Origin of the sequence: Catenulispora rubra, from assembly GCF_015356825.1 — a bacterium.
Taxonomy (GTDB): Bacteria; Actinomycetota; Actinomycetes; order Streptomycetales; family Catenulisporaceae; genus Catenulispora; species Catenulispora rubra.
The window spans coordinates 11,857-34,327 of record NZ_JAACYW010000078.1; the positions used below are offsets into that span (position 1 = coordinate 11,857).

Genomic DNA, 22,471 nt, shown 5'->3' on the forward strand with positions numbered 1-22,471 from the left:
CCGGTTAACATCTCGCCATCGACTATCGATAGCCGATTTTGATTCCCGTTCAGGAGGACTCGTGAATCGCAGTGCGCGCACGGCGAACATCGCTGTCGCAGCCGGACTCGTCGCCGTTTCCGCCCTGGCTCTGGCCGGGTGCTCGTCCTCGGCTTCTTCCAGTGCCTCGCCTTCTTCGAGCGGCGGTGGTTTGACCGGCAACATCCGTATCCTGGCCAATATCACCCCGGTGCTGACCAAGTCGTACTACGAGGGCCTGGTGGCCCCGTTCGTCCAGAGCCACCCCGGCGTCACGGTCACCATAGAGTCGCCCTCCGGCAAGGACGTCCAGTCCACGCTCCAGCAGGAGCTCGTGTCGGGCTCGGCCCCCGACATCGTCGCGAGCAACCTCGACCTGGTGGTCGCTCCGCAGATGACGGCGTTCCCCGATGCCCCGTGGGTCACGCAGACCCCGCTGTCGGACGCCACCAAGGTGGGCGGCAAGATCTGGCAGGTCGCCACTGGGGAACAGAACCAGTCGCTCGTCTACTACAACAAGACGGCGTTCCAGAAGGCCGGGATCGCCGACCCGCCGAAGTCGCTGGACGAATTCACGGCAGACCTCGGCAAACTGCAGGCGGCCGGATACACCGGGCTGCAGACGGCGGGGGAGTGGGTTACCGGGGCGCAGTTCGCGATGATGGCCAACCCGGCCCTCCTCGGCGGCGACTCGAACTGGTACACCGAGCGCAACGCTAAGAAGGCGACCTTCGCGAACAGCCCCTACGCCACCTATCTCAAGGCCTACGCGGGGTGGATCGCCAGCGGGGCGATCCCGAAGAACTCGCTGGGTGAGAAGTACCAGGACTCCATCGACAACTTCCTCGCCGGCAAGTCGGGGATGTACGTCATGGGCAACTGGTTCGACGCGAGCGTCGACTCGGCGAAGAACCTGCCGTTCGAGGTGGGGGTGTTCCCCACGCCGACGGTCGACGGCTCCACGCCGAAGCAGATGGGCGGCCCGGCCCAGCCCTACTCGATCCTGAAGTCCTCCAAGAAGCAGGCCCTGGACCTCGCCCTCGTGCAGTACCTGGTGAGCGACAAGACGACGGTCCTGGCATCGCTCAAGTCGGAGGGCAATTTCCGGCCGGGGTACAGCTACCCGGGCAGCACGCTGGACGGGGCCGTCGGCCAGATCGTCGACAGTTCGCCCGGAACGGTCGGCGGCACCGGCGGACCGGGGGTGAATACCGGCTTCGGCAACCAGCTCGACACGATCGTGCAGTCGCTCTACACGGGTAAGACGGCTGATCAGGCGACCGCGGCGCTTGACTCGTGGTGGGACGCCAATGCCGATCAGTAAAGATGTGACCGTCGCGTCGGCCGCCGCCTCCACGGCGGTCGGCGCGCGGCCGCGGCCTGGCGGACGCGGCCGCGCGCGGCGCCGCGAGACGCTGACGGACCTGGCGATGATGGCCCCGCCGCTGATCCTCGTCCTCGGCCTCATCGTCGTGCCTATCGGGATTGCGGGATACCTCAGCTTCACCGACTGGGACGGCTTCACGACGCCGCCGCACATGGTCGGGTTCCACAACTACATCCGCCTCACGCATGACCCGGCCGTCCGGCACGCGGCGTTCGTGACACTGCTCATCACGGTCGTCGGCACCGTCGCGTGCAACGTGCTGGGGCTGGGGGTCGCGCTGCTGCTGAACCGCAACACACGGCTCAACGCCCTGCTGCGCGTGCTCGTGTTCTACCCCTACGTCGTCGGCGCGGTCATCCTGGGCTTCCTGTGGTCCTCCATCCTGGGCACGAACGGAGCGGTGAACGCCGTCCTCGGTGCGCGGCACGCGCTCCCGTTCCTGTCGGACCCGACGTGGGCGACCGCGACGGTGATCTGCGTGATCGTGTGGTCCAGCTTCGGCGTGAACGTGGTGCTGTACCTGGCCGGCCTGCAGACGGTGCCGGACATGGTCGTCGAGGCCGCGAAGATCGACGGCGCCTCGGCGTGGCAGACGTTCTGGCGCGTCAAGCTCCCCATGCTCGCTCCGACCGTGACCGTGAACGTGGTCCTGGTCGTCATCGGGTTGCTGCGGGTCTACGAGCTGATCCTCGCCCTGACCGCGGGCGGCCCCGCGGGGCAGACGCAGAGCTTCGTGTACAACATCCTCACCTCGTCGTTCGACAACACCCAGCTCGGCTATGGCGCGGCCCAGTCGATCGTGCTGATGGTCGCCATCATCGCCGCGACGGTCGGGATCACCGCGGCCCGCCGGCGCGCCGAACAGGCGGTGGCCGCGTGAGCGCCCGCGTTGTGGGACGCGTCCTCGCCGTTCTGGTCCTGGTCCTGGCCATGGTCGGTCCGCTGTTCTTGATGGTGACCAACGCCTTCAAATCGCAGCACGACATCACGACCGAGCCCTTCGGCTGGCCCACGCACGGGTTCTCGCTGAAGTACGTCGGCAGCGCGCTGACCTCGCCGGACTTCAACGTCGTCGCCGCGTATGGCGTGACGCTGCTGTTCGTCGTGGCGATCAATGTCCTGAACCTGCTGGTTGTCGGCCCCGCGTCGTACGCCATCGCCCGCGGGACCAGGCGGTACCACCGGATCGTCATGCTCGTGCTGCTGGCCGGCCTGTTCATCCCGAGCCAGACCCTGGTCATCCCGGTGATCTACGTGCTCAAGGTGCTGGGGCTGATGGGGACGATTCCGGGCTTCCTGCTGTTCGAGACGACCCTGACGGTCCCCACCACGGTGTTCCTGTTCGTTGCGTTCGTGCAGACGGTGCCCCGGGAGCTGGACGAGGCCGCGAAGATCGACGGCGCGAGCCGCTACGGCACCTTCTGGCGCGTGATCTTCCCGCTCATGCGCCCCGTCGTGGCGACCGCGATGGTCCTGAACTCGGTCGGAGTGTGGACAGACTTCGTGAACCCGCAGTTCATCCTCGGCCCACAGTCCGGTGTCTACACCGTCACGACCGGGGTGTACGCGGCCATCAGCCGCCTGTCCACCGACTACACGGTGGTGTATCCCAACATGCTGCTCGCCACGGCGCCCGTGATCGTGTTCTACGTGCTCATGCAGCGGCGCATCATCGGTGGCCTGACCTCGGGGGCGATCAAGGGATGAGCACGATGGACGATGCCGGGGACACCCCGCCGCGCATCGAGGCGACGGTGCCGGTCCGGGAGACCCCGCTATGGGCGGTCCTCGAACGCCGCCTGTTCGCTCTCCTTGATGAGGCGTGGCGCGAGTTCGAGGCGACATACTGCGGTCCCGACGGGCGCTTGACGTACGGCGGGCGCATGCATCACCGGGACGGCGTCGACGACTTTTACGAGCCGTTCTTCAACTGGCCCTTGCTCTATCGGCTCGGCGGAGCCGACGACCTCCTCCCGGCGGCCAAGAAGCACTGGGCCGGCGTGACCGCGCAGATGACTGAGTTCGGCTTTGTCCGCGACGAGTACGAGGTCGGTTACGACTGGTTCCACCAGGGCGAGTCACTGAATTTCTTCTACGCCCTGTGCGCCGCCGATCCGGACGACGCAGCTTTTCGCGAGCGGGCGCTGCGGTTCGCGCGCCTTTACGCTGACCCGGCTCGGGGCAACTACGACCCCGCCGCACGGATCATCGTGGCGCCGCACACCGGATCGGGCGGCCCGCGGCCCGGGCTCGGCACCGAGTGGACGCGGTACAGCGCGCGTCAGACCGGTATGAAGCCCTACGGGCTGCCGCTCGACGACGTCCCCGGCATCACCGAATGGGAGGACTTGTTCTCGGAGGAGAACGCGCAGCGCATGGGCGACGCCATGCAGGAGCGCCTCGGCCGGGGCGACACCGCGATCAACCTCGCCGCCACCTCGCTGGTGACCAACGCGTGGCTCTACGACCACGACCCCCAGCTCGGGGAATGGGTCCTCGAGTATGTCGACGCCTGGCGCGAACGCGCCGCCGCGAACGAAGGCCTGATCCCTGACAACGTCGGACCCTCCGGGACCGTCGGCGAGCTCCACCAGGGCCGCTGGTATGGCGGCCACTACGGCTGGGCCTGGCCGCACGGGCTCCATTCGGTCGAGGCCGCCGCCATGATCGCCGCGGTCAACGAGACCCTGGTGACCGGAGGCGTCGCCGGACTCGACCTCGCGCGGGTCCCCCTGGACACCGTCATCGCCCGGGGCGTCGTGCGTACCGACGCGGCCGAGGTCCTGGACTGGGGCTGGGCGCAGAAGATGGGCGTCCCGCCCGGCACACCGGTACGGGTCGTCCCCTACCGCCACGGCACTGACGGCTGGTTCGACCTGCACCCGGTCCCGCTCATCTACCCGGTGTGGCTGTGGTGGCTGACGTCGGCGCGGAGCGATCTGGGGCGGCTGGAATCGCTGGAGAAGGACGCCGGCTTCGACTGGCGCGAGACGAAGTGGTTCCACGACAAGGAGGAGCAGGGGCACGAGGCACCGTGGGTGTCGTTCCTGCTCGGCCGCAATCCCGGCTACCCCGAGGACGGCCTCCGGCTCGCGCTCGGCCAGGTGGCCAGGCGCCTGGCCCTGATGCGGGCGACGCCGTACGGGCCTCCGGACGATGACATCCACTGGTGGCAGCGGCTCAATCCGGTCGTCACCGAGGTGCTCACCCACCTCGTCACCGGCGCGCCGCCCGCGCTCTACAACGGCGGTCTCGCCCTGGCCCGGGTCACGTTCGGCGACGGGCTGCGCGGCCGTCCCGGCCTGCCCGACGGGGTGGCCGCGCTGGTCCGCGAGGCCGACGCCGAGGGTGTGCGCCTCGAACTCGTCAACCTCGACGCGGGCTCCCCGCGGGAGGTCGTGGTCCAGGCCGGAGCTTTCGGCGAGGACCGCATCGACCGGGCCGACTTCGACGAGACGGACACCGGCGATCCCGACGACTCGCGCGACTACAGGATCCCCGACCCGGGGACACGTCCGGCGAGCACCCCGATCGGGACATCCCGGCTCGTGGTCTCGCTTCCGCCGCTGCACCGCATTTCGATGCGACTCCAGATCACTCGGCGCGCCCACACGCCGGCCCACACCAACTTCACTCGCACTGGAAACCGGGGAGACAACTGATGGAAACCGAGAACTCGACCTCGACGGTGTGGCCGCTGCCGGTGCGGGGCGAGCCCTTCACCCGGGCAGACGCCGACATCATCGCCCGCATGCACCCGATCAGCGCCGCGACCGCCTGCGCGAAACTCCACGGCATGGGCGTCACCCGGACGGCGATCCGGGGGCCGGTCGCGCTGGAGACCGGCAGCCGTGTCGTCGGATCGGCTCTCACGCTGCAGTTCATGCCGCAGCGTGAGGACGTCGCCAGCGGTCTGGGCCAAGAGTACGTCGAGCGCGACACGGCCCTCTGGGCGGTTCTGGAGACGGTGCAGCCCGGCGACGTGCTGGTCGTGCAGGCGTGGGGCAGCCCCTTCACCGGCTGCTTCGGCGACATGCTCGTGCGCTACTTCAAACGCCGCGGCGGCGCCGGGATCGTCGTCGACGGCCGGATCCGCGATGCCGCCCGGGTCCGCCAGCTGGGCGTCCCGATCTGGTGCACCGGCACCACCCCCCACTACGCGTCCCAGACCGAGCTGTTCCCCTGGGCGTACGACGTGCCGGTCGCCGCGGGCGGCGTACTCTGCCTGCCCGGCGACGTGGTCGTCGCCGACGACGACGGAGCCGTCATCGTCCCGGCCGGCAAGGCGCTGGAACTCGTCCAGGACGCCGAGGACCACGAAGACTGGGAGTCCTTCAGCCGCATGCGGCTCGAGCAGGGCGCCCGGTTGTCCGACTACTACCCGCTCAGCCCGAACAGCCGCGCCGAGTACGAACAGTGGCGCGACAGCCAGGTGGAGCTGCCCGCGCGATGATCGACAGCCACGTCCACGTCTGGGGCGCCGAGGTCGCCGACGCGCCCTGGCTGGCCGGCGATCGCACCGCCGCGATCCGGCGGCCGGTCGGGATCGCGGAATACGCCGCCACCGCTGCGCGGTGCGGCGTCGACGGGATCGTCGTGGTCACAGCCGAGCAGTCCGGAGTCGAGACGGCCCGCCTGGTCGCGGCGTGTGCGCGGACCCCGCTCGTCCGCGGAGTCGTCGGCTGGGCGGACCTCGCCGGCGACATCGGCGGCGCAGACCTCGCCGGGCTCGTCGGCATCCGCCACTCCGTGGTCTCCGAGGAACGCGGGTGGCTGCGCCGGCCCCGGGTGCGTGCGGGGATCGCCCGCTACGCCGCCTCGGGGCTGGCGCTCGAACTGCTCGTCGCCGGCCGCGATCTCGACGACGTCCTCGCCTGCGCCGCCGACCACCCGGACTTGACGATCGTCGTCGACCATCTCGGCGACCCGGACGGGGCCGGGGCGTCTTGGCCGGCGCGGATGCGCGCCCTGACTCCATACCCGAACGTGCGGATGAAGCTGTCCGGGGACGGCGTCACCCCGGCCAGGCTGGACATCGCACTTGACACGATGGGGCCCGACCGGCTCATGATCGGCTCTGACTGGCCGGTGTCGAGCCTGCGCGCACCGCTCGAGGCCGAACTCGGCGCCCTGGTCGCGCTCCTGGACGCGCTGTCGGAAACCGAGCGGCGCGAGGTGCTCGCCGGAACGGCCGTGGACAGCTACGGGCTGGCCTCGTGAAATCGCGCGAACTTGGCTCGTCGGGGGTCCGCGTGACGGCGCTAGGCCTCGGAACGGCCCAGCTCGGCGACCTCTACCAGAGCCTGGACCAGGACCGTGCGACGTCCATCGTCGACGCGGCCTGGGACGCCGGCATCCGCTACTTCGACACCGCTCCGCACTACGGGCTCGGCCTGGCCGAGCGACGCCTCGGCGCCGCGCTGCGCCCGCGGGCGCGGACCGACTACGTGATCAGCTCCAAGGTCGGTCGGTTGCTCAGGGCCGGCCGCGACGGCCGGCTGGTCCGACAGTGGGACTTCAGCGAAGCCGGCATCCGCCGCAGCGTCGAGGAGTCGCTGCTGAGGCTGGACCTCGACAGGCTCGACGTGGCGCTCCTGCACGACCCGCAGGAACATCTCGACGAGGCGCTCAACACCGGGCTCCCGGCGCTGGTGCGACTGCGCGAGGAGGGCGTCGTCGACGCCATCGGCGTCGGCACCGGCGACCTCGGGGCGCTCGCCGCCTTCGCGGCTCGCACCGAGCTGGACGCGCTCATGATCGCCGGTCGCTACACCCTCCTCGAGCAGCCCGCTCTCACGGAGGTGATCCCCGCCGCGCGCGCGGTCGGCATCTCAGTGCTCAACGCCGGCGTGTTCAACAGCGGGATGCTCGCGCGGGACCATCCCACGTCGGACGCACGGTATGAGTACGGCGCCGCTCCCCAGGAGTTGCTGGCCCGCGCGCGCCGGCTCGCCGATGCCGCGACCGCGGCGGGAACGACGCTGCCGCATGCGGCGCTCGCCTACGCGGCCCGCGATCCGCTGGTGGCGTGCGTCGTCGTCGGTGCCGACGACGCCGGGCAGATCCGCGCGAACGCGCGTATGGCGCTGGACCCACTTCCGCTGGACGGCCTGTGGAGCGAGCTCGTCGCCCTCGGCCTCATCCCCGCATGACCCCGAACCACCTGGAGACCCATGAGACTCATGCGCATAGGCGCGCCCGGCAACGAGATCCCCGTCGTCGAGCATGGCGGCGCCCACCACGACCTGCGGCCGGTCGCTGCGGACATCGACGGAGCGTTCTGGGACGGGGGACCGGACCGGGTCCGCGCGGCGCTTGCCGCCGGAAGCCTGCCACTCATCGACATCGCGGGCCGGCGGGTCGCTGCACCCATCGCTCGCCCCGGCGCGGTCATCTGCATCGGCCTCAACTACGTCGCGCACGTGGCGGAGTCGGGAGCGCAACCCCCTGAGCATCCGGTGGTCTTCCTGAAGAGGCCGAACACGGTCGGGGGTCCCGACGACGACGTGGAGATCCCGGAGGAATCGGTCAAGACGGACTGGGAGGTCGAGCTCGGGGTGGTCATCGGCGCGACCGCCGCGTACCTGGACTCTCCGCAGGAGGCGCTGACCCGCGTCGCCGGGTTTGTGCTCGTCGACGACCTCTCCGAGCGCACTTACCAGTTGGAGATCTCCGGCGGCCAGTGGAGCAAGGGCAAGTCGCTGCGAGGGTTCACGCCGACCGGTCCCGTGCTCGTGACGCCCGACGAGCTCGATCACCGCGACCTGCGGCTGCGCAGCCTCGTCAACGGCCAGGCACGGCAGGATTCCTCGACGCGCGACATGATCTTCGGCGTCGGGGAGCTGATCCACGATCTGAGCCAGTACATGGAGCAGGAGCCGGGCGACCTCGTCATCACGGGCACGCCCGAGGGCGTGGCCTTGTCCGGCAGGTTCCCCTACCTCGCCGACGGCGACACGGTGGAGGTCGAGATCCAGGGACTCGGACGGCAGCGTCACCGCATAGTGCGCCGAGCCGGCCGCGGCGCGGAGGTCTGAGCGATGGCGCCGGAATTCGACGGACTGCGCGCGGTGGCGGTGCGCTGCGACGTGGCCGGCGCAGAGTCGGTCGACACCGCGGTCGCCGCGGTCGCCGACGCGCTCGGCGGGATCGACATCCTGGTCAACAACGCCGGCGTCGGCGCGCAAGGCGACGTCGCTGCGAATCCCGACGCCGAGTGGCTCCGCGTCCTTGACGTCAACGTGCTCGGGATTGCCCGGGTCACGCGGGCGGCCCTGCCGAGCCTGCGGGCCTCCGCGCACGCGGCGATCGTCAACACCTCGTCGATTGCGGCGACGGCGGGCCTGCCTCAGCGGGCGCTGTATTCAGCGAGCAAGGGTGCGGTGCACGCGCTGACCCTCGCCCTGGCGGCCGACCACCTGCGCGAGGGAATCCGCGTCAACGCGGTCGCTCCGGGTACGGCTGGCCCCCCTTGGGTGGCGCAGTTGCTCGACTCGGCGAGTGATCCGGTTGCTGAGCGCGCTGCTCTCGAGGCCCGCCAGCCCCACGGCCGACTGGTGAGCGCCGAGGAGATCGCCGCTGCGATCGCTTTCCTGGCTAGTCCTCTCAGCGGGTCGACCACTTGCGTCGTACTGCATGTCGACGGCGGCATGCACTCGCTGCGTCTGCGGCCAGGGAGCTGAATGTGGAACTAGAGCTTGATCTCGCCAGCGCACCGCACGTGCCGCTTGACCATTACTGGAGCCGTGTCGTCGGCGCCGGCCGCGCCAATGAAGGGTTGCGTGCCGACTGGCAGGGGCACCTGGCCTCTGCACACCGGTTGGGCGGCTTCGACTACGTCCGCTTTCACGGCCTGTTCCACGGCGACATGTTCGTCTACCGCGAAATCGACGGTGTCGTGGCACCGTCCTTCCACTACATCGACCTTCTATTCGACGCGATCCTCGCCACTGGGATGCGGCCGTTCGTCGAGTTCGGCTTCTCCCCGCCGGAGCTCGCCCGCGAGACCGCGACCGTCTTCTGGTGGGGTGCCAACGGAGCACCACCGACCGACTACGCGAAGTGGGCCGCACTCGTACGCGCCACCGTGGAGCACTGGGTGGGGCGCTATGGGATCGACGAGGTGCGCGCTTGGTACTTCGAGGTGTGGAACGAGCCGAACCTCAGCCCGTTCTTCCGCGGTACGCGCAGTGAGTACTTCGAGCTGTATCGGGTGACGGTAGAGGCGGTGAAGTCAGTGGACGCCGAGCTCCGGGTCGGTGGTCCGGCGACGAGCAACTTCGTGCCCGATGCACGCTTCGACGGCGAAACCGAGGACACCACCCAGCACGAGACGGTGCTCACGGCTTCAACACTCGACTCTCTCGACTGGCAGCCGGTGTGGCTGGAGGAGTTCCTGCAGTTCTGCGTCGAGAACCGGCTGCCGGTCGACTTCGTTTCGTGCCATCCCTATCCGACTGACTGGGCGCTGGACGGACACGGTAACGGCCACAAGCTCACCCGCGGTGTCGAAGCCACCCCGACCGATCTGCGGCGGGTGCGTGAGATCGTCGAGACCGGCCCGTACCCGGACGCCGAGATCCACCTCACCGAGTGGAGCTCGAGTTCCAGTTCGCGGGACTTCACCCACGACTATCCGCAAGCTGCCGCGTTCGTGGTCCGCTCGGTGCTCGCATCCATCGGTCTCGTCGACAGCCTCGCCTACTGGACCTTCACCGACGTCTTCGAGGAGGAGGGAGGCGGCCGCGATCCGTTTCACGGCGGGTTCGGAATGCTCAGCCAGGACGGTATACCCAAACCGACGATGCACGCCTATCGCATGTTGCACGCGCTGGGCGACCGGCTTGTCCACCGCGAGGAGGGCCTCGTGGTGACGCGTCGTGGTACCGACATCGCGGCGTTGGCCGTTCACTACCCGCACGAGGTCGCGCTGAGCGTTCCCGCGTCGTTCGACACGCGTGCGGTTGCCGACCGCACTTTGGCTACAGGGGAGCCGCACGCGATGCGGCTGCGGATTGCGGGGCTGATCCCCGGCACACGCTATTCGATCGAGGTAGTCGACGCCGAAAACGGCTGGGCGATGGCGGAGTGGACCCGTCGCGGCCGGAGCCGCAACCCGTCAATCGCCGACGTCGCCGCGATCCGCGCGAGCGCCGAGCGTGGCCACCTGACAGAGTATTTCGTTTCTGGCGATGGTGTGCTCAGGGTAGATGCGCGGCTGCAACCTTGGGCTATTGCTCTGCTCACGAGTAGCCGCACGATAGTGGCGTGATCTTGGATGCCGGCTCGGTCGGTGCTCAGACACCGAGGCGCCTGGCTCGGCGTTGCCCTCGGACTGGCGTAAAGCGCCGTACCCGATGACATCGCGCTCCAGACCGAACTCGTCAGCGACCAGCCCCGACGCCACGACATCTTCGACCTCTGGCGCTGGGCGCCAACCGCGTTAGGGCTTAGACGAAAAACGCTCCCGCGAATCACTGACCAGCTGAAACGCTGAGCGAGGAGCACGATCATTGGAAACTCTGGCTAGCCCGGTGTCAGGATGCGAAGAGCCGCGCGGGATCATTCGGAGTGTGAAGTCAAGTTGGGCCCGCGCGTGGACCGGGTGCTGGTGACCTCGGTCGGCGTCGGTCCCGGCCTGCTCGCCGGTCCACTTCGATGTGCCTCACGACGGCGTCAGGGCCCGGCGGGTATCGGGGTCGACGGGCTGCACGGACTTGCGCTCACCACCGCGTCCGCACTCATCGAACCCGTCGGTGTCGACGAGTGACCTGGTCAGGGCCGGAGAGCGGCGCGGTAGTTCTGGCTGGCTTTGCCGCCCAGGGGAGACCGGTGGCGTGCTCGGCGGCCGATCGGCCGCCGGGTCGCTACCCGGTGGGCATCGCCAGCCGGACCGGTTCCTGGGACAGCCACGGCAGGAGCCAGGCTTCGTCTTCACGCCCGACGGTCTTCCCGCAGGTGTCGCACGTGCCGGCGACGTTCAGTTCGCCGCCGCACCCGGAGTGTAGCGTCCGCATCGTGCCGCCTCCGGCACCGGGCTGGTGTGCCGGGTGCCCCACTCGGCTCTCCCGTCCCGCTTTGGAACGGCGTCGTGAAGGCCAGCCGTATGAGCCGCGCCCTGCGGGTGCAGCTGGCGGCAGCCGTTGCCCCGGAAGCCCGGTCCTGCCTGTGGCCCCGCTGGGACGCCGATCTTGGGCGGTGGGTCGGACCCATGCAGGACCCCGAGATCTGACGCTGGTCCGGGACTGCTGAGATCGACGAGGCCACCGGTGAGGTGGAGCGGTATCAACGAATACGACAGCGCAGCAAAACTCCAGCTCAACGCTTCAGTAGGGCTATTGAACCCCACGGCCGGCGCCCGGATGCAAGTGGTAGATGTTTTCAACCAGATGGTAGTATAATTCAACCACCTTTTATCGGAGGCCGAACGCGGCCGAACCCAGACGACGACGGAGACGTACGTACATGAGGATTCTGATGGTCGGCGCAGGAGCCGTCGGCGGGTTCGTCGGCGGTCGGCTGACCGAGGCCGGCCGCGAGGTGGACTTCCTGGTCCGGTCCCGCCGAGCCGCTGAGCTGAGCCGGGACGGCCTGCGCATCGTCGACAGAGATCGTACGGAGGTCATCGACGTCCGCGTGGTGACGGCGCCGTTGCCCCAGTCGGCCTACGACCTGGTGCTGGTCAGTGTGAAAGGGCAGGCGCTGCCCGCGGCCATCGAAGACTTCAAGGCCGCCGTCGGCCCGGACACCGTCGTGTTGCCGTTCCTCAACGGCATCAATCACAGCGACACGCTCACCCGAGCTTTCGGCCCGGCCGTGGTCGGCGCCACGCTGACGATCGGCGCGCAGCTCGATGGGGACGGCGCGATCCGTCAGCTGTTTCCGGGTGGCGGCATCGAGGTCGGCGAGCTGTCCGGCGCCTCGACCGAGCGCGTCAAGGCGATCGTCGAAGCCCTCTCGATCCCCGGTTTCACGGTCACCGTCCCCGCGGACATAACAGCGGCGATGTGGTTGAAGTGGGTCTTCATCGCCACCATTGGCGCTATCACTTCCCTCGCCCGCGGCACGATCGGCGAGGCCGCAGCGGTTGCCGACGGCGTCGCGTTCGCCGAGGACGTTCTCGCCGAGACGTCATCCGTGGCGCATGCGGCCGGATTCCCGGTGAGCGAGGAGGGCCTGGCCGTGACTAAAGCGATGGCCACGGCGAGCGGCGCTCCCATCACCTCCTCGCTCTCGCGCAGCCTGCTCGCTGGTCAGGTCACGGAGGTCGAGGCGGTGCTCGGTGACTTGATTGTCCGGGCGCGTGAGCTGAAGGTCTCCGTCCCGCGCATCGAGGCTGCCGCTTTCGCGCTCCGCACGCACAACGCCCGTGTGGCGGCGGCTTAGCGGCCGCAGAGCTCTTAAGAGAGCCTTGAGAACGTCAGACCGGCCAGATCCTGACTCACCCTGCGAAGAATGCGGGCCGCCGCGCCGTCCGTAGTCGACCTGAACGGCTTCCGTGTGGATGCGTGCGGGGCGGCGGAGCAGGTCAGCGGCGAACTGTTCGGTCAACCGGCGTGAGGCGACGTGGAGGTGCGGGGCCTCCACTTAGGTACCGGGGACGGCTGAGATGATCGCCTTGACGACCGCTTCGGTCCTGGCCGGGTTCCGCGCCGAGATGATCAGCTCGGCCCTGGCCGTGGCGAGTCTCGTCGCGATCTGCAGGCCGATGCCGCCGGTCGCTGCGGTGATCAGGGCCACGCGCCCGGCGAGGCCGGGGCGTGCGACCACGCCGTTGCAGTAGTCGACGGTGAGAATGCCGAGGTGCTGGAGGAGATGCTCGAGGGCTTCGCGCTCGAGCATCTCCGCAGAGAACTCTTCGACGCTGATCGGCTCGTAGCGCGCCGGCATGCCAAGCGCTCCCGATATCGCGGAGGCGATCTCGTGGTGGTCGATTCGAACCGGGCCGGTCGGTAAATAGGCCGCACGTTTTCCGCCACTCGGCGAAGCCTCGGCACCGGCCTCGGCGGGCGCGAGCGAGTGCGCGTCCTCGCGGTGCATGATCGCCCGAACGCGATAGACGTGCTCCAACCGCAGTCCGGTCGTGCCGCTTCCGGCCTCGCCGGTCGGGTGGACTTTCATGGAAGTGATGGGCGAGCGCTGCACGCTGCGGATCATGCGCGGTGCCGTCGTCGGACTGCGGTGGTTCGGCGACTTCCAGAAGAGCCTGGGTATCGCCATCGAGGTGTTCGCCACCTGGCTGTGCAGGTTGTGCGACGAGGGGATCCTCGCCCGCCGACCGGACCCGGAACGCCCCGGGTGGCTCGAGTACATACTCACCGATACGGGGCCAGAGCTGACACCCTTGCCAATCACATTTATGGGGTGAGGCCATCGGTACCACCGCGGACCCGACGGGCCGCCCCGCCTGACGCTGCACGCTGGCTGCGGCGGCACTGTCTTGGCCGCTCTGTCTTGGCCGCTCTGCGATGCATCGTGTGCGGAGAAACGGTCGGCCGCGGCAGCCTCGAGTTGAAGCTGGCGGCCGACCTGTCGCGTGAGTCCGCGCACGATGGGAACAACTGACTCGGCTTATTCAGCGCGGCTGAGGTTTTCTCTCCCGCACGCCGCGCTGACCGGATCCTTTGCGGTCAGCGGCGGCCGGAGGCCGACGGAGTGGCCGACGAATCCTTCCGCCTGAAACCCGGGAGCAGCAGTATCGCACCGCTAGCCAGGCTCAGGGCGGCGAACAGCCACCAGCCGTGCTGGAAGGACTGCAGCACCTTGCTGGGCGCCGGGGTGCCGAGGACCGCGACGAACAAGCTGATGCCGAGGACGGCGCCGAGCTGTCGGAAGCTCGTGTTAATGGCCGAGCCCAGGGCGTAGCGGGCGGGCGGAAGCGTCGAGACGGACGCGGCGGACTGGACCGGCAACGACATGCTGATGCCCAGGCCGACCAACAGGTTGAATATCAGCCAGTGAGCCCACCACTCCGGCTTTGTGCCGGTCCACAGCGCGTAGCCGACGGCACCCGATGCCCACAGGACGGCGCCCGTGATCAATACTGGCCGGTGCCCGATCCGTCCGGCGAGTTTGCTGGTGGTACGGGCCAGCAGCGCCACCAGTATGGGCCCGGGAGCGCTGGCCAGCGCGGCGCGCAGCACAGAGTAGTGCCAGACGGTCTGCAGGAAGACGACGTTGCTCAGCAGCATCCCGTAAAACGCGGTCGCGAACAGCGTGGTGGCCACGTTGACCAAGCTGAACTGCCGGTCGCGGAAGAGGCCGAGGTCCATCACCGGATCGGAGGCCCGCGCGGTCCGCCACAGGAAGAGCGGAAGAAGAACCGCAGCGAGCACGAAGCCGACGACGATCGCCGGATCGGACCAGCCTCGGGTGGGTCCCTCGACGATCGAGTAGCTCAGCGCCGCAGGTATGGCGGCGACCAGGAGGATGCCGAGCGGGTCGGGCATGCCTGAGGACTTCGGCTCGCGCGCCTCGTGCAGGATGCGCGAGCCGAAGACGATGACCAGCGCCGCGATCGGCACGTTGACCAGGAAGATCCAGCGCCAGGAGGCGTACTCGATCAGCAGCGCGCCGATCGTCGGGCCCGTGGCGGCCGCCGCCGCGCCCATCGCCCCCCAGGTGCCGACTGCCACGTGACGGCGGATGCCCGGGAATTCGGGCAGGATCAAAGCCAGGGACGTCGGCACGACCAGGGCTGCGAAAGCCGCCTGCAGGGCTCGCCCGGCGATCAGCACATTGGGGTCCCCGGCGATGCCGCACAACGCGCTCATTACGGCGAATCCAGCAAGCCCGGTAATGAACATGCGCTTGCGCCCATACCGGTCGGCGATCCGTCCGGCCGGGATGAGCATCGCCGCGAACACCAGGCTGTAAGCGTTCAGCACCCAGGAAAGGCGGCCGGTGGTGGTGTGGAAGCTGTGGCTGATCGTCTCGAAGGCGATGTTCACGATCGTTCCGTCTAGGAACACCAAGAACACACCGAAGCTGCCCAGCAGCAGCACGAGCGTCGGATGCGGATGGAAGCGCTGCTCCTCGGCGGCGCCGGCGGCGGCCACGATCGCGGGCTGCGGCTCCGGACGGCCGACAGACCTGTCCTGGATTGTCATGAAGCTTCTCCCAGTCGAGCGAGTTGTCTTTTCCTACTCACTTTCAGGATGCTAGCATTAGTTGGTAGTGTTACCCAACTGACTCGGATCGAGGAGACGGAGCATGGAGGCAGCACGCGAGCCGAACACGACAGCGACGCGGGAAACAGCCACGACGGGGGAACCCTTCGCTCGACCCGCGGCCAGTGGGTCGGCGCAGGCTCGCCTGGACGCGGATAGCGCGTCGATGAGCCTCATGCGCGAGCAGCCTCTGCGCCCGCGCCCCTGCTCGGTGGCCGCCGCTCTCGACATCTTGGGCGAGCGCTGGTCGCTCCTGGCGATCCGCGAGATGGGCTACGGCGTCCACACCTTCGCCAAGATCGCGGCGTACACCGGCGCGTCACGCGACATCCTGACCAGCCGGCTGCGCAACCTCGAAGAGGCCGGAGTGATCGAGCGGCGCCTGTACAACGAGCACCCGCCGCGCTTCGAATACCACCTGACCGCGGCCGGCCGCGATCTGCTTCCGGTCATGGCGACATTGCGTGCGTGGGGAGACAAATACGTAGTCGACCAGCCCGCGATGCAGGTCCGGCACAGCTGCGGTCATGAGCTGGAAATCGAGACCGCCTGCACCCACTGTGGCAAGGCGATCGATGGCGCGGACATGACCCCGATCTTGCTCAAGTCATCTCTCCGCGATTGAGCGGCGCACCCGATCGGGGCAGAAGAGACGATAGGTCCGCCCGGATCAGGGCCGGCCGTCCCTGTCTTGGCATCGCGGTGTTGGAGCGGCCCATCCAGACCCGCGCGGAGGCTTTTGGGCCCAGGCGCCCAGGGCCAGTTCGAGGCCGCTGAGTTCCGAGTTGTAGGCGAACTCGAACGCGTTGAGCGCCCGGTAGTCGGCGACAAGGCACTGGAAGATGATGCGTGTTCGCAGTTCGATGAGCTCGGGCGCGTCGGGCTGGCTGGGCAACCCTAGGTCTGTGCCCCGCAGAGGGAGTGCGTGCGGGCGGTGCCGGTATCAGGGGCGCTGCTTCGGCCTCGCCGCGCACTCCCTTGTGATCGCGGACGAGTACGAGGTCACTGCGACCAGGCGCGCGGCCTCGCCGCGACCGCGGTCGAGCGCGCGCACGCGACCACGACGGCCGCGGCCTCAGTGGCCGACGAAGTCGGCGCTGGTGCGGTTGATGAAGGCTTCCAGTCCGATCCGTGCGTCGTCGCTGGCGAGCAGCTTCTGAACGGTCGGGATGAGCTCGGCTTCCGCAGCCGCCTCGCTTTCCCGCTCAGCCAGGCGCGCATTCGCCAGCGTAGCCTGGATGCCGAGCGGTGCCTGGCGCGCGATCAGCTGGGCGATCTGGATGGCGCGCTCGACGTGTGTCCCATCGGGTACGATCTCCTGAACCAGGCCGATGCGCAGCGCCTCGGACGCGTCGAACGGCTCCGCGGTCAACATCCAGCGCATCGCGTTTCCCCAGCCGACCGCCTTCGGGAAGCGCAGGGTAGCGCCGCCGAAGGGGAAGATCGCGCGGGAGACTTCGAGTTGCGCGAAGGAGGCGGATTCCTCGGCGACGACGATGTCGGCGGCGAGCGCGAGCTCGATCCCGAGGGTCAGGCACGACCCGTTGATCGCCGCGACCAGCGGCTTCGACAGGCGGGTGCCTTCGACCTGCCAGGGGTTGATGCCGCTGTCCGACACCAGCGACGTGCCCTGCTGCAGGGCCGGCGCGACAGCCAGCAGGTCGAGCCCCGAGGTGAATTGCTTGCCTTCTCCGTAGAGCACCGCAGCACGCAGCGACTCGTCTCGATCGAATGCGCCGTAGGCGGCGGCGAGTTCGTTCAGCATCGTCGGGTCGAATGCGTTGCGCTTGTTGGGCCGGTTCAGGCCGATGACCAGGACCGCGCCCTCTCGGCGGACGTTGAGCGTTGTGTATTCGAACTCGGTCATCGCGTCATCCGATCAAGATTGAGACGGCCTCGGCCACGCAGACCGGCTTGTCGCCGCCCTCGCGGGTGATGGTCACGCGGAACGTGACCTGAGCGCCAAGGTCTGTGCGCTTGAAGTCGGCGAGGAAGATCTCGCCTCGTACCCTCGAGTCGACCGGCGTCGGGGCCGGGTAGCGGACCTTGTTGCTGCCGTAGTTGATCCCGGCCTGGAGGCCCTCGAATTGTGCGGCCTCGTACATCAGCATCGGGACCAGGGAGAGCACGAGGTATCCGTGTGCGACGGTGTTGCCGTACGGGCCCTGCTTGGCGCGCTCGACGTCGACGTGGATCCACTGGTCGTCGCCGGTCACATCGGCGAACCGGTCAATGTGGTCCTGCGTGATCGTATGCCAGCCGCTGACGCCGATGACGGTGCCGACGGCCTTCTCGATCTCGTCCAGCCCTGTGTATGTCTTGGTGCTCACGGTTCTCAGCCCTTCGGTCCGCCGGCAACGTACACGATCTGGCCGCTGACGAACGAGGCATCCTCGCGCACGAAGAACGAGACGACCGCGGCCACGTCGGCGGGCGTGCCGACCCGGCGCACCGGGATCATCTGCGCCGCGCCGTCCTTGAGTTCCTCGAAACCGATGCCCATGCGTTCGGCGGTCGCAGCGGTCATGTCCGTGGCGATGAAGCCCGGAGCGACCGCGTTGACCGTGACGCCGAACTTGCCGAGTTCGATGGCGAGGGTCTTGGTGAACCCCTGCAGACCGGCCTTGGCGGCGGAGTAGTTGGCCTGGCCGCGGTTGCCGAGGGCGGATTCACTGGAGGTGTTCACGATCCGGCCCCAGCCGGCCTCGGTCATGTACTTCTGGGCAGCCTTGCTGACCAGGAATGCGCCGCGCAGGTGCACGTTCATCACCGTGTCCCAGTCGGACACACTCATCTTGAACAGCAGGTTGTCGCGGAGCACGCCGGCGTTGTTGACCAACACGGTCGGCGCACCGAGTTCTTCGGCGATGCGCGCGACGGCGGCCTCGACAGCCTGCTCGTCGGAGACGTCGGCGCCGATGGCGAGGGCGCGCCCGCCGGCGGCCTCGATGCGCTCGACGACGGGCTTGCAGGCGGCCTCGTCCAGGTCGATCACGGCGACCTGGAATCCGTCGGCGGCCAGTCGCTCGGCGACTCCGGCGCCGATACCGCGCGCGGCGCCGGTGACGATCGCGGTCCGCGGGACAGGTGCTTCAGTCATCGCAGTGCTCCTCAGCTCAGCCGCTCGAGGATCAGGGCCATGCCCTGACCGCCGCCGACGCACATTGTCTCCAGGCCGAACTGCTTGTCGTGGAACTGGAGAGAGTTGATCAGGGTGCTGGTGATGCGGGCACCGGTCATGCCGAAGGGATGGCCGACGGCGATGGCACCGCCGTTGACGTTGATCTTGTCCATCGGGATGCCGAGCTCGCGGGAGGACGCGATCACCTGGACGGCGAAGGCCTCGTTGATCTCGACGAGGTCGATGTCGCCGATCGACATTCCGGCGTTCTTCAGCGCGCGCTGAGTCGCGCCGATCGGACCGAGGCCCATGATCTCCGGAGACAGGCCGGTCACGCCTGTGGCCACGATGCGGGCCAGCGGGGTCAGTGCGAGTTCACGCGCCTTGGTGTCGGACATGATCACGAGCGCGGCGGCGCCGTCGTTCAGCGGGCAGGAGTTGCCTGCGGTGACCACTCCGTCCGGGCGGAAGACCGGCGGGAGCGCGGCCACCTTCTCGTAGGTGGTTCCGGGGCGCGGGCCGTCGTCCTTGCTGATCACGGTGCCGTCTGGCAGCTTGATCGGGGTGATGTCGCGTTCCCAGAAGCCGTTCGCGATGGCCTTCTCCGCGAGGTTCTGCGACCGGACGCCGAACTCGTCCTGCTCCTGGCGGCTGATGCCGGTCAGCTGGGTGACGTTCTCAGCAGTCTGGCCCATCTGAATGAACACGTCGGGCAGCAGGCCGTCCTTGCGAGGGTCGTGCCACGCTTCCGCGCCGCTCTCGGCGCGCCGGTCGGTGCGGGCCAGCGCCTCGCTGAACAGCGGGCTACGGACGTCTACGTTCGGCCAGCCGTCGGCGTATCCGTTGCCGAAGCGGCTGACGGTCTCCGCGCCCATCGACAGGAACACCTCGCCCTCGCCCGCCTTGATGGCGTGGAAGGCCATTCGAGTGGTCTGCAGGCTCGAGGAGCAGTAGCGGTTGACGGTGGTGCCGGGCACCTCGTCGAGCCCTGCCGCGACCGCGACCACGCGGGCGAGGTTGTTGCCCGCCTCGCCGGCCGGTTGTCCGCAGCCGAGGATCAGGTCGTCGATGGTCTTCGGGTCGAGGTCGGGTACCTTGTCCAGCGCAGCGTTGAGCATCTGCACAGACAAGTCCTCGATGCGCGCCTCGGTCATCGTGCCCTTGTAGGCTCGGCCGATCGGGGAACGTGCGGTGGAGACGATGACCGCTTCAGCCATGGTGATTCGCCTTCTTTCGCTTCCACGCGGTCACGGCAGACAGGACGAGAGCGCTGGGGTTCAAGTGGTCGGGGTAGTGAGCCTGCATGCGCGCCACCAGATCCCGGGAGTCATTGCTCGCCTCGAGCTCCTCGATGAACGTCTTGATGTAGGCGTGCGTGTGCTCGATGGTCAGAGTCGGATCGTTGTCCGGAGCCTCCGGCCGCTTGTGGCCGGCGACGACGATGCGCGGATTCAGCGCCGCGATCTTCTCGACGCTCTCGATCCACTTGAGCCATTCCCGGGGGCCGGAGACCGCGAGGAACGGGTTCACGCCGTTGTAGATCGCGTCACCGGCGACGACCGCGGCGATCGAGGGGGCCCAGAGGATCGCAGTCGGGGAGATGTCGGCCTGACCCACCTCGATCGCTTTGAGCTCCTCGCCGTCGATCGGGATCGTGTCGCCGTCGAGGGCTTCCGGGACTGCGGTGTCGTCCAGTGCGGCGCCGCCGAAGAACTCGCGAAACTGCTTGCGGTTCTCCTCATGCGTGGCCCGGATCGCGGCCGCCACCGACGGCAGCGCGACCGCGCGAGCCTCGGGGAAGTGCTCGAGAAGCAGGTCGAGGCCGAAGTAGTGGTCGGCGTGCGCGTGCGTGATGTAGATCGTCGTCAGCCTGCTCCTGGAGGCCTCGATCGACCGGATCAGCTCGGCCACGTCATCAGCCATGAACTGGGTGTCCACGAGCACGGCCTCGGTCGGACCGACGAACAGGGTGGATGTCGTCGGCGAGAAGAACCCGCCGTTCGGCAGCTCGCGCAGCGGGCTGGTATAGACGTCGATGCTCAACGTACTCATGTGATCTCTCCGGCTTCGATTGCCTCGGTCAGCGACGGGATCCGGCTCAACTGATGGGCGCCGTAGAAGTCGGCGTCCATGATGCGGCGTGCGGTGTCGGCGTTGTCCGGTTCATCGAGCACGGCGGCGAGGATGCGGGCATGCATCCACCCGCCCGCGAGGATGCCCCACTGCATCAGGTACGGGACACCACCGGCGAGCATGTCGCGAGGGTTGTCCTCGGCCTGCCGGATGAGCGTCTCGGTTGCAGACCTCGCGGACGCCAGAGCACGTTCAAGACGGTCAGCCGTACGCTGAGCGACCGGGTGCTCATGCCCGCGCAGCGGCGCGATGGATTCCTCGACCAGCGCGTACGCGGCTATTGCCGCGGCGCCGCCGTCGCGTGCGAGTTTGCGGCGCGTCAGGTCGTTGGCCTGGATCGCGGTGGTGCCCTCGTAGATCGGCAGGATTCGCACGTCCCGCAGGTACTGGGCGGCGCCGGCCTCCTCGATGAAGCCCATGCCGCCGTGCACCTGAATCGCATCCGAGGTCAGCTGCACGGAGTTCTCGGTCAGCCAACCCTTCAGGATCGGCACGAAGAACTCGGCGAGCTCGTGATCCGCCGCGGAACGTTCGGCGATGGCCAGGTCGAGCCATGCGCTGACCTGGACGAGCAATGCACGCATGGCGGTGATCGTGCTGCGCATCGAGATCAGCAGGCGGCGAACGTCGGGGTGCTCGGCGATCGGGGCGTCGGGCTCGCGTCCGGCGACCTTACCCTGGACGCGTACGGCCGCGTACGCCTCTGCGCGTTGGAAGGCCCGATCGGCCACGCCGAGCCCCTGGGTCGAGACACCCACCCGAGCGACGTTCATCATCACGAACATCGCCATCAGGCCCTGGTGCTCGGCGCCGACCAGCCATCCGGACGCGTCCTCGTATTCGAGCACACAGGTCGGGCTGGCGTGGATGCCGAGCTTGTGTTCAAGCGAGACGGTCTTCACCGCGTTGCGCTCGCGCAACTCCCCGTCCGCACTGGGGATGTACTTCGGAACGACGAAGAGCGACAGGCCGCCCAAGCCTTCGGGCGCGCCCTCAGTGCGAGCGAGGACGAGATGAACGATGTTGTCGGTCAGGTCGTGATCGCCCCAGGTGATGAAGATCTTCTGCCCCTTCACCGTCCAACTGCCGTCTTCACGTCGCCGCGCTATCGTGCGGATTCCGGCCAGGTCGGTGCCGGACTGGGGTTCGGTGAGGTTCATCGTGCCGGTCCACTCGCCCGAGACGAGCTTCGGCAGATATGTCTGCTTCACCTCGTCGGAGGCTGCGGTGAAGAGCGCGTAGGCAGCTCCTACCGAAAGCCCGGGGCCGAGCGAGAACGCCATGTTCGTCGCACCCCAGATCTCGTTGAACGCACTGGTGGCAACAGCCGGCAGACCCTCGCCGCCAATCGTTTTCGGCAGCCCGAGGCCTACCCACCCACCCTTGGCGAAAGCCTTGTAGGCGTCGACGAAACCGGGGGCGGTGACGACGTCGCCTTCGTGGAGCCGGTTGCCTGCGCGATCGCCGATCGCATTGAGCGGGTCGAGCACCTCGGCGGCGAACGTTCCGGCGTGCCCGAGCAGCTCGCGCACGTCGTCGACACTGACCTCTCCGCCGGTGGTCACGGACAGAACGTGCTCAGCGTCGACCAGGTGACGCAGCAGGAAGTCGTACTCCCCGATGGGAGCCTTGTAATCGGACATG

At 68.3% G+C, this 22,471-nt stretch carries 22 protein-coding genes; 13 read left to right on the forward strand and 9 right to left on the reverse strand.

Annotation, left to right across the window (positions count from 1 at the left end; all coding sequences use genetic code 11):
- Window positions 1–61 precede the first annotated feature (61 nt).
- The 10 genes from GWK61_RS22125 to GWK61_RS22170 are packed head-to-tail and all read left to right on the forward strand — an operon-like array spanning window position 62 to window position 10,676.
- Window positions 62–1,342, forward strand: coding sequence for an ABC transporter substrate-binding protein (locus GWK61_RS22125; protein WP_194910965.1), 1,281 nt, complete (start codon window positions 62–64; stop codon window positions 1,340–1,342).
- The gene (locus GWK61_RS22130; RefSeq protein ID WP_194910967.1) at window positions 1,329–2,285 is read left to right on the forward strand and encodes a carbohydrate ABC transporter permease; all 957 of its coding nucleotides are present in this window, start codon (window positions 1,329–1,331) and stop codon (window positions 2,283–2,285) included. The genes GWK61_RS22125 and GWK61_RS22130 overlap by 14 nt, the downstream gene beginning before the upstream one ends.
- Window positions 2,282–3,112, forward strand: coding sequence for a carbohydrate ABC transporter permease (locus GWK61_RS22135; protein WP_323747694.1), 831 nt, complete (start codon window positions 2,282–2,284; stop codon window positions 3,110–3,112). Before GWK61_RS22130 ends, GWK61_RS22135 begins: the two co-directional genes overlap by 4 nt.
- Window positions 3,109–5,067 (forward strand): DUF8034 domain-containing protein, encoded by a 1,959-nt coding sequence (locus tag GWK61_RS22140; protein ID WP_194910969.1) that lies wholly within the window; start codon window positions 3,109–3,111, stop codon window positions 5,065–5,067. The genes GWK61_RS22135 and GWK61_RS22140 overlap by 4 nt, the downstream gene beginning before the upstream one ends.
- On the forward strand, window positions 5,067–5,858 hold the full coding sequence (locus tag GWK61_RS22145; protein ID WP_194910971.1) for an RraA family protein: 792 nt from the start codon (window positions 5,067–5,069) through the stop codon (window positions 5,856–5,858). Before GWK61_RS22140 ends, GWK61_RS22145 begins: the two co-directional genes overlap by 1 nt.
- Window positions 5,855–6,625, forward strand: a complete 771-nt coding sequence (locus tag GWK61_RS22150) for an amidohydrolase family protein (RefSeq protein WP_194910972.1) — start codon at window positions 5,855–5,857, stop codon at window positions 6,623–6,625. The genes GWK61_RS22145 and GWK61_RS22150 overlap by 4 nt, the downstream gene beginning before the upstream one ends.
- Window positions 6,626–6,657: 32 nt before the next feature.
- The gene (locus GWK61_RS22155; RefSeq protein ID WP_323747695.1) at window positions 6,658–7,557 is read left to right on the forward strand and encodes an aldo/keto reductase; all 900 of its coding nucleotides are present in this window, start codon (window positions 6,658–6,660) and stop codon (window positions 7,555–7,557) included.
- Between the two features lie 21 nt (window positions 7,558–7,578).
- Window positions 7,579–8,442, forward strand: coding sequence for a fumarylacetoacetate hydrolase family protein (locus GWK61_RS22160; protein WP_194910974.1), 864 nt, complete (start codon window positions 7,579–7,581; stop codon window positions 8,440–8,442).
- A gap of 3 nt (window positions 8,443–8,445) precedes the next feature.
- Window positions 8,446–9,087 (forward strand): SDR family NAD(P)-dependent oxidoreductase, encoded by a 642-nt coding sequence (locus tag GWK61_RS22165; protein WP_194910975.1) that lies wholly within the window; start codon window positions 8,446–8,448, stop codon window positions 9,085–9,087.
- Between the two features lie 2 nt (window positions 9,088–9,089).
- Window positions 9,090–10,676 carry a GH39 family glycosyl hydrolase gene (locus tag GWK61_RS22170; RefSeq protein ID WP_323747696.1) on the forward strand — a complete coding sequence of 529 codons (1,587 nt, stop codon included), beginning with the start codon at window positions 9,090–9,092 and terminating at the stop codon, window positions 10,674–10,676.
- 595 nt (window positions 10,677–11,271) lie between these two features.
- Here the strand turns inward: GWK61_RS22170 and GWK61_RS22175 are convergent.
- The gene (locus GWK61_RS22175; protein WP_194910976.1) at window positions 11,272–11,421 is read right to left on the reverse strand and encodes a hypothetical protein; all 150 of its coding nucleotides are present in this window, start codon (window positions 11,419–11,421) and stop codon (window positions 11,272–11,274) included.
- Window positions 11,422–11,881: 460 nt separating this feature from the next.
- Between GWK61_RS22175 and GWK61_RS22180 the strand changes: the two genes are divergently transcribed.
- Window positions 11,882–12,790, forward strand: coding sequence for a ketopantoate reductase family protein (locus GWK61_RS22180; protein ID WP_228562737.1), 909 nt, complete (start codon window positions 11,882–11,884; stop codon window positions 12,788–12,790).
- 201 nt (window positions 12,791–12,991) lie between these two features.
- Here GWK61_RS22180 and GWK61_RS22185 read toward each other — a convergent pair whose 3' ends face one another.
- Window positions 12,992–13,561 carry an SDR family NAD(P)-dependent oxidoreductase gene (locus GWK61_RS22185; protein ID WP_194910978.1) on the reverse strand — a complete coding sequence of 190 codons (570 nt, stop codon included), beginning with the start codon at window positions 13,559–13,561 and terminating at the stop codon, window positions 12,992–12,994.
- Here GWK61_RS22185 and GWK61_RS22190 point away from each other — a divergent pair.
- Window positions 13,560–13,772 (forward strand): winged helix-turn-helix transcriptional regulator, encoded by a 213-nt coding sequence (locus GWK61_RS22190; RefSeq protein WP_194910979.1) that lies wholly within the window; start codon window positions 13,560–13,562, stop codon window positions 13,770–13,772. The genes GWK61_RS22185 and GWK61_RS22190 overlap by 2 nt on opposite strands.
- A 262-nt stretch (window positions 13,773–14,034) precedes the next feature.
- Here GWK61_RS22190 and GWK61_RS22195 read toward each other — a convergent pair whose 3' ends face one another.
- On the reverse strand, window positions 14,035–15,513 hold the full coding sequence (locus tag GWK61_RS22195; RefSeq protein WP_194910981.1) for an MFS transporter: 1,479 nt from the start codon (window positions 15,511–15,513) through the stop codon (window positions 14,035–14,037).
- 103 nt (window positions 15,514–15,616) lie between these two features.
- On the opposite strand from GWK61_RS22195, the gene GWK61_RS22200 reads away from it, so the two are divergent.
- The gene (locus GWK61_RS22200) at window positions 15,617–16,198 is read left to right on the forward strand and encodes a winged helix-turn-helix transcriptional regulator (protein WP_228562731.1); all 582 of its coding nucleotides are present in this window, start codon (window positions 15,617–15,619) and stop codon (window positions 16,196–16,198) included.
- Between the two features lie 450 nt (window positions 16,199–16,648).
- Here the strand turns inward: GWK61_RS22200 and GWK61_RS22205 are convergent, their stop codons facing one another.
- From GWK61_RS22205 to GWK61_RS22230, 6 genes are read right to left on the reverse strand one after another with little or no spacing between them, the layout of a single operon-like run.
- The gene (locus GWK61_RS22205; protein ID WP_194910983.1) at window positions 16,649–17,440 is read right to left on the reverse strand and encodes a crotonase/enoyl-CoA hydratase family protein; all 792 of its coding nucleotides are present in this window, start codon (window positions 17,438–17,440) and stop codon (window positions 16,649–16,651) included.
- A gap of 4 nt (window positions 17,441–17,444) precedes the next feature.
- Window positions 17,445–17,903 carry a MaoC family dehydratase gene (locus GWK61_RS22210; RefSeq protein ID WP_194910984.1) on the reverse strand — a complete coding sequence of 153 codons (459 nt, stop codon included), beginning with the start codon at window positions 17,901–17,903 and terminating at the stop codon, window positions 17,445–17,447.
- A 5-nt stretch (window positions 17,904–17,908) separates the two neighbouring features.
- Window positions 17,909–18,673: a 3-oxoacyl-ACP reductase FabG gene (fabG, locus tag GWK61_RS22215; protein WP_194910985.1), complete on the reverse strand. Its 765-nt coding sequence runs from the start codon at window positions 18,671–18,673 to the stop codon at window positions 17,909–17,911.
- Window positions 18,674–18,684: 11 nt separating this feature from the next.
- Window positions 18,685–19,911 carry an acetyl-CoA C-acetyltransferase gene (locus GWK61_RS22220; RefSeq protein ID WP_194910986.1) on the reverse strand — a complete coding sequence of 409 codons (1,227 nt, stop codon included), beginning with the start codon at window positions 19,909–19,911 and terminating at the stop codon, window positions 18,685–18,687.
- Window positions 19,904–20,746, reverse strand: a complete 843-nt coding sequence (locus GWK61_RS22225) for an MBL fold metallo-hydrolase (protein WP_194910987.1) — start codon at window positions 20,744–20,746, stop codon at window positions 19,904–19,906. Before GWK61_RS22225 ends, GWK61_RS22220 begins: the two co-directional genes overlap by 8 nt.
- Entirely contained in the window at window positions 20,743–22,470 is a 1,728-nt protein-coding gene (locus GWK61_RS22230) for an acyl-CoA dehydrogenase family protein (RefSeq protein ID WP_194910988.1), read from the reverse strand. Before GWK61_RS22230 ends, GWK61_RS22225 begins: the two co-directional genes overlap by 4 nt.
- Window position 22,471: the final 1 nt, after the last annotated feature.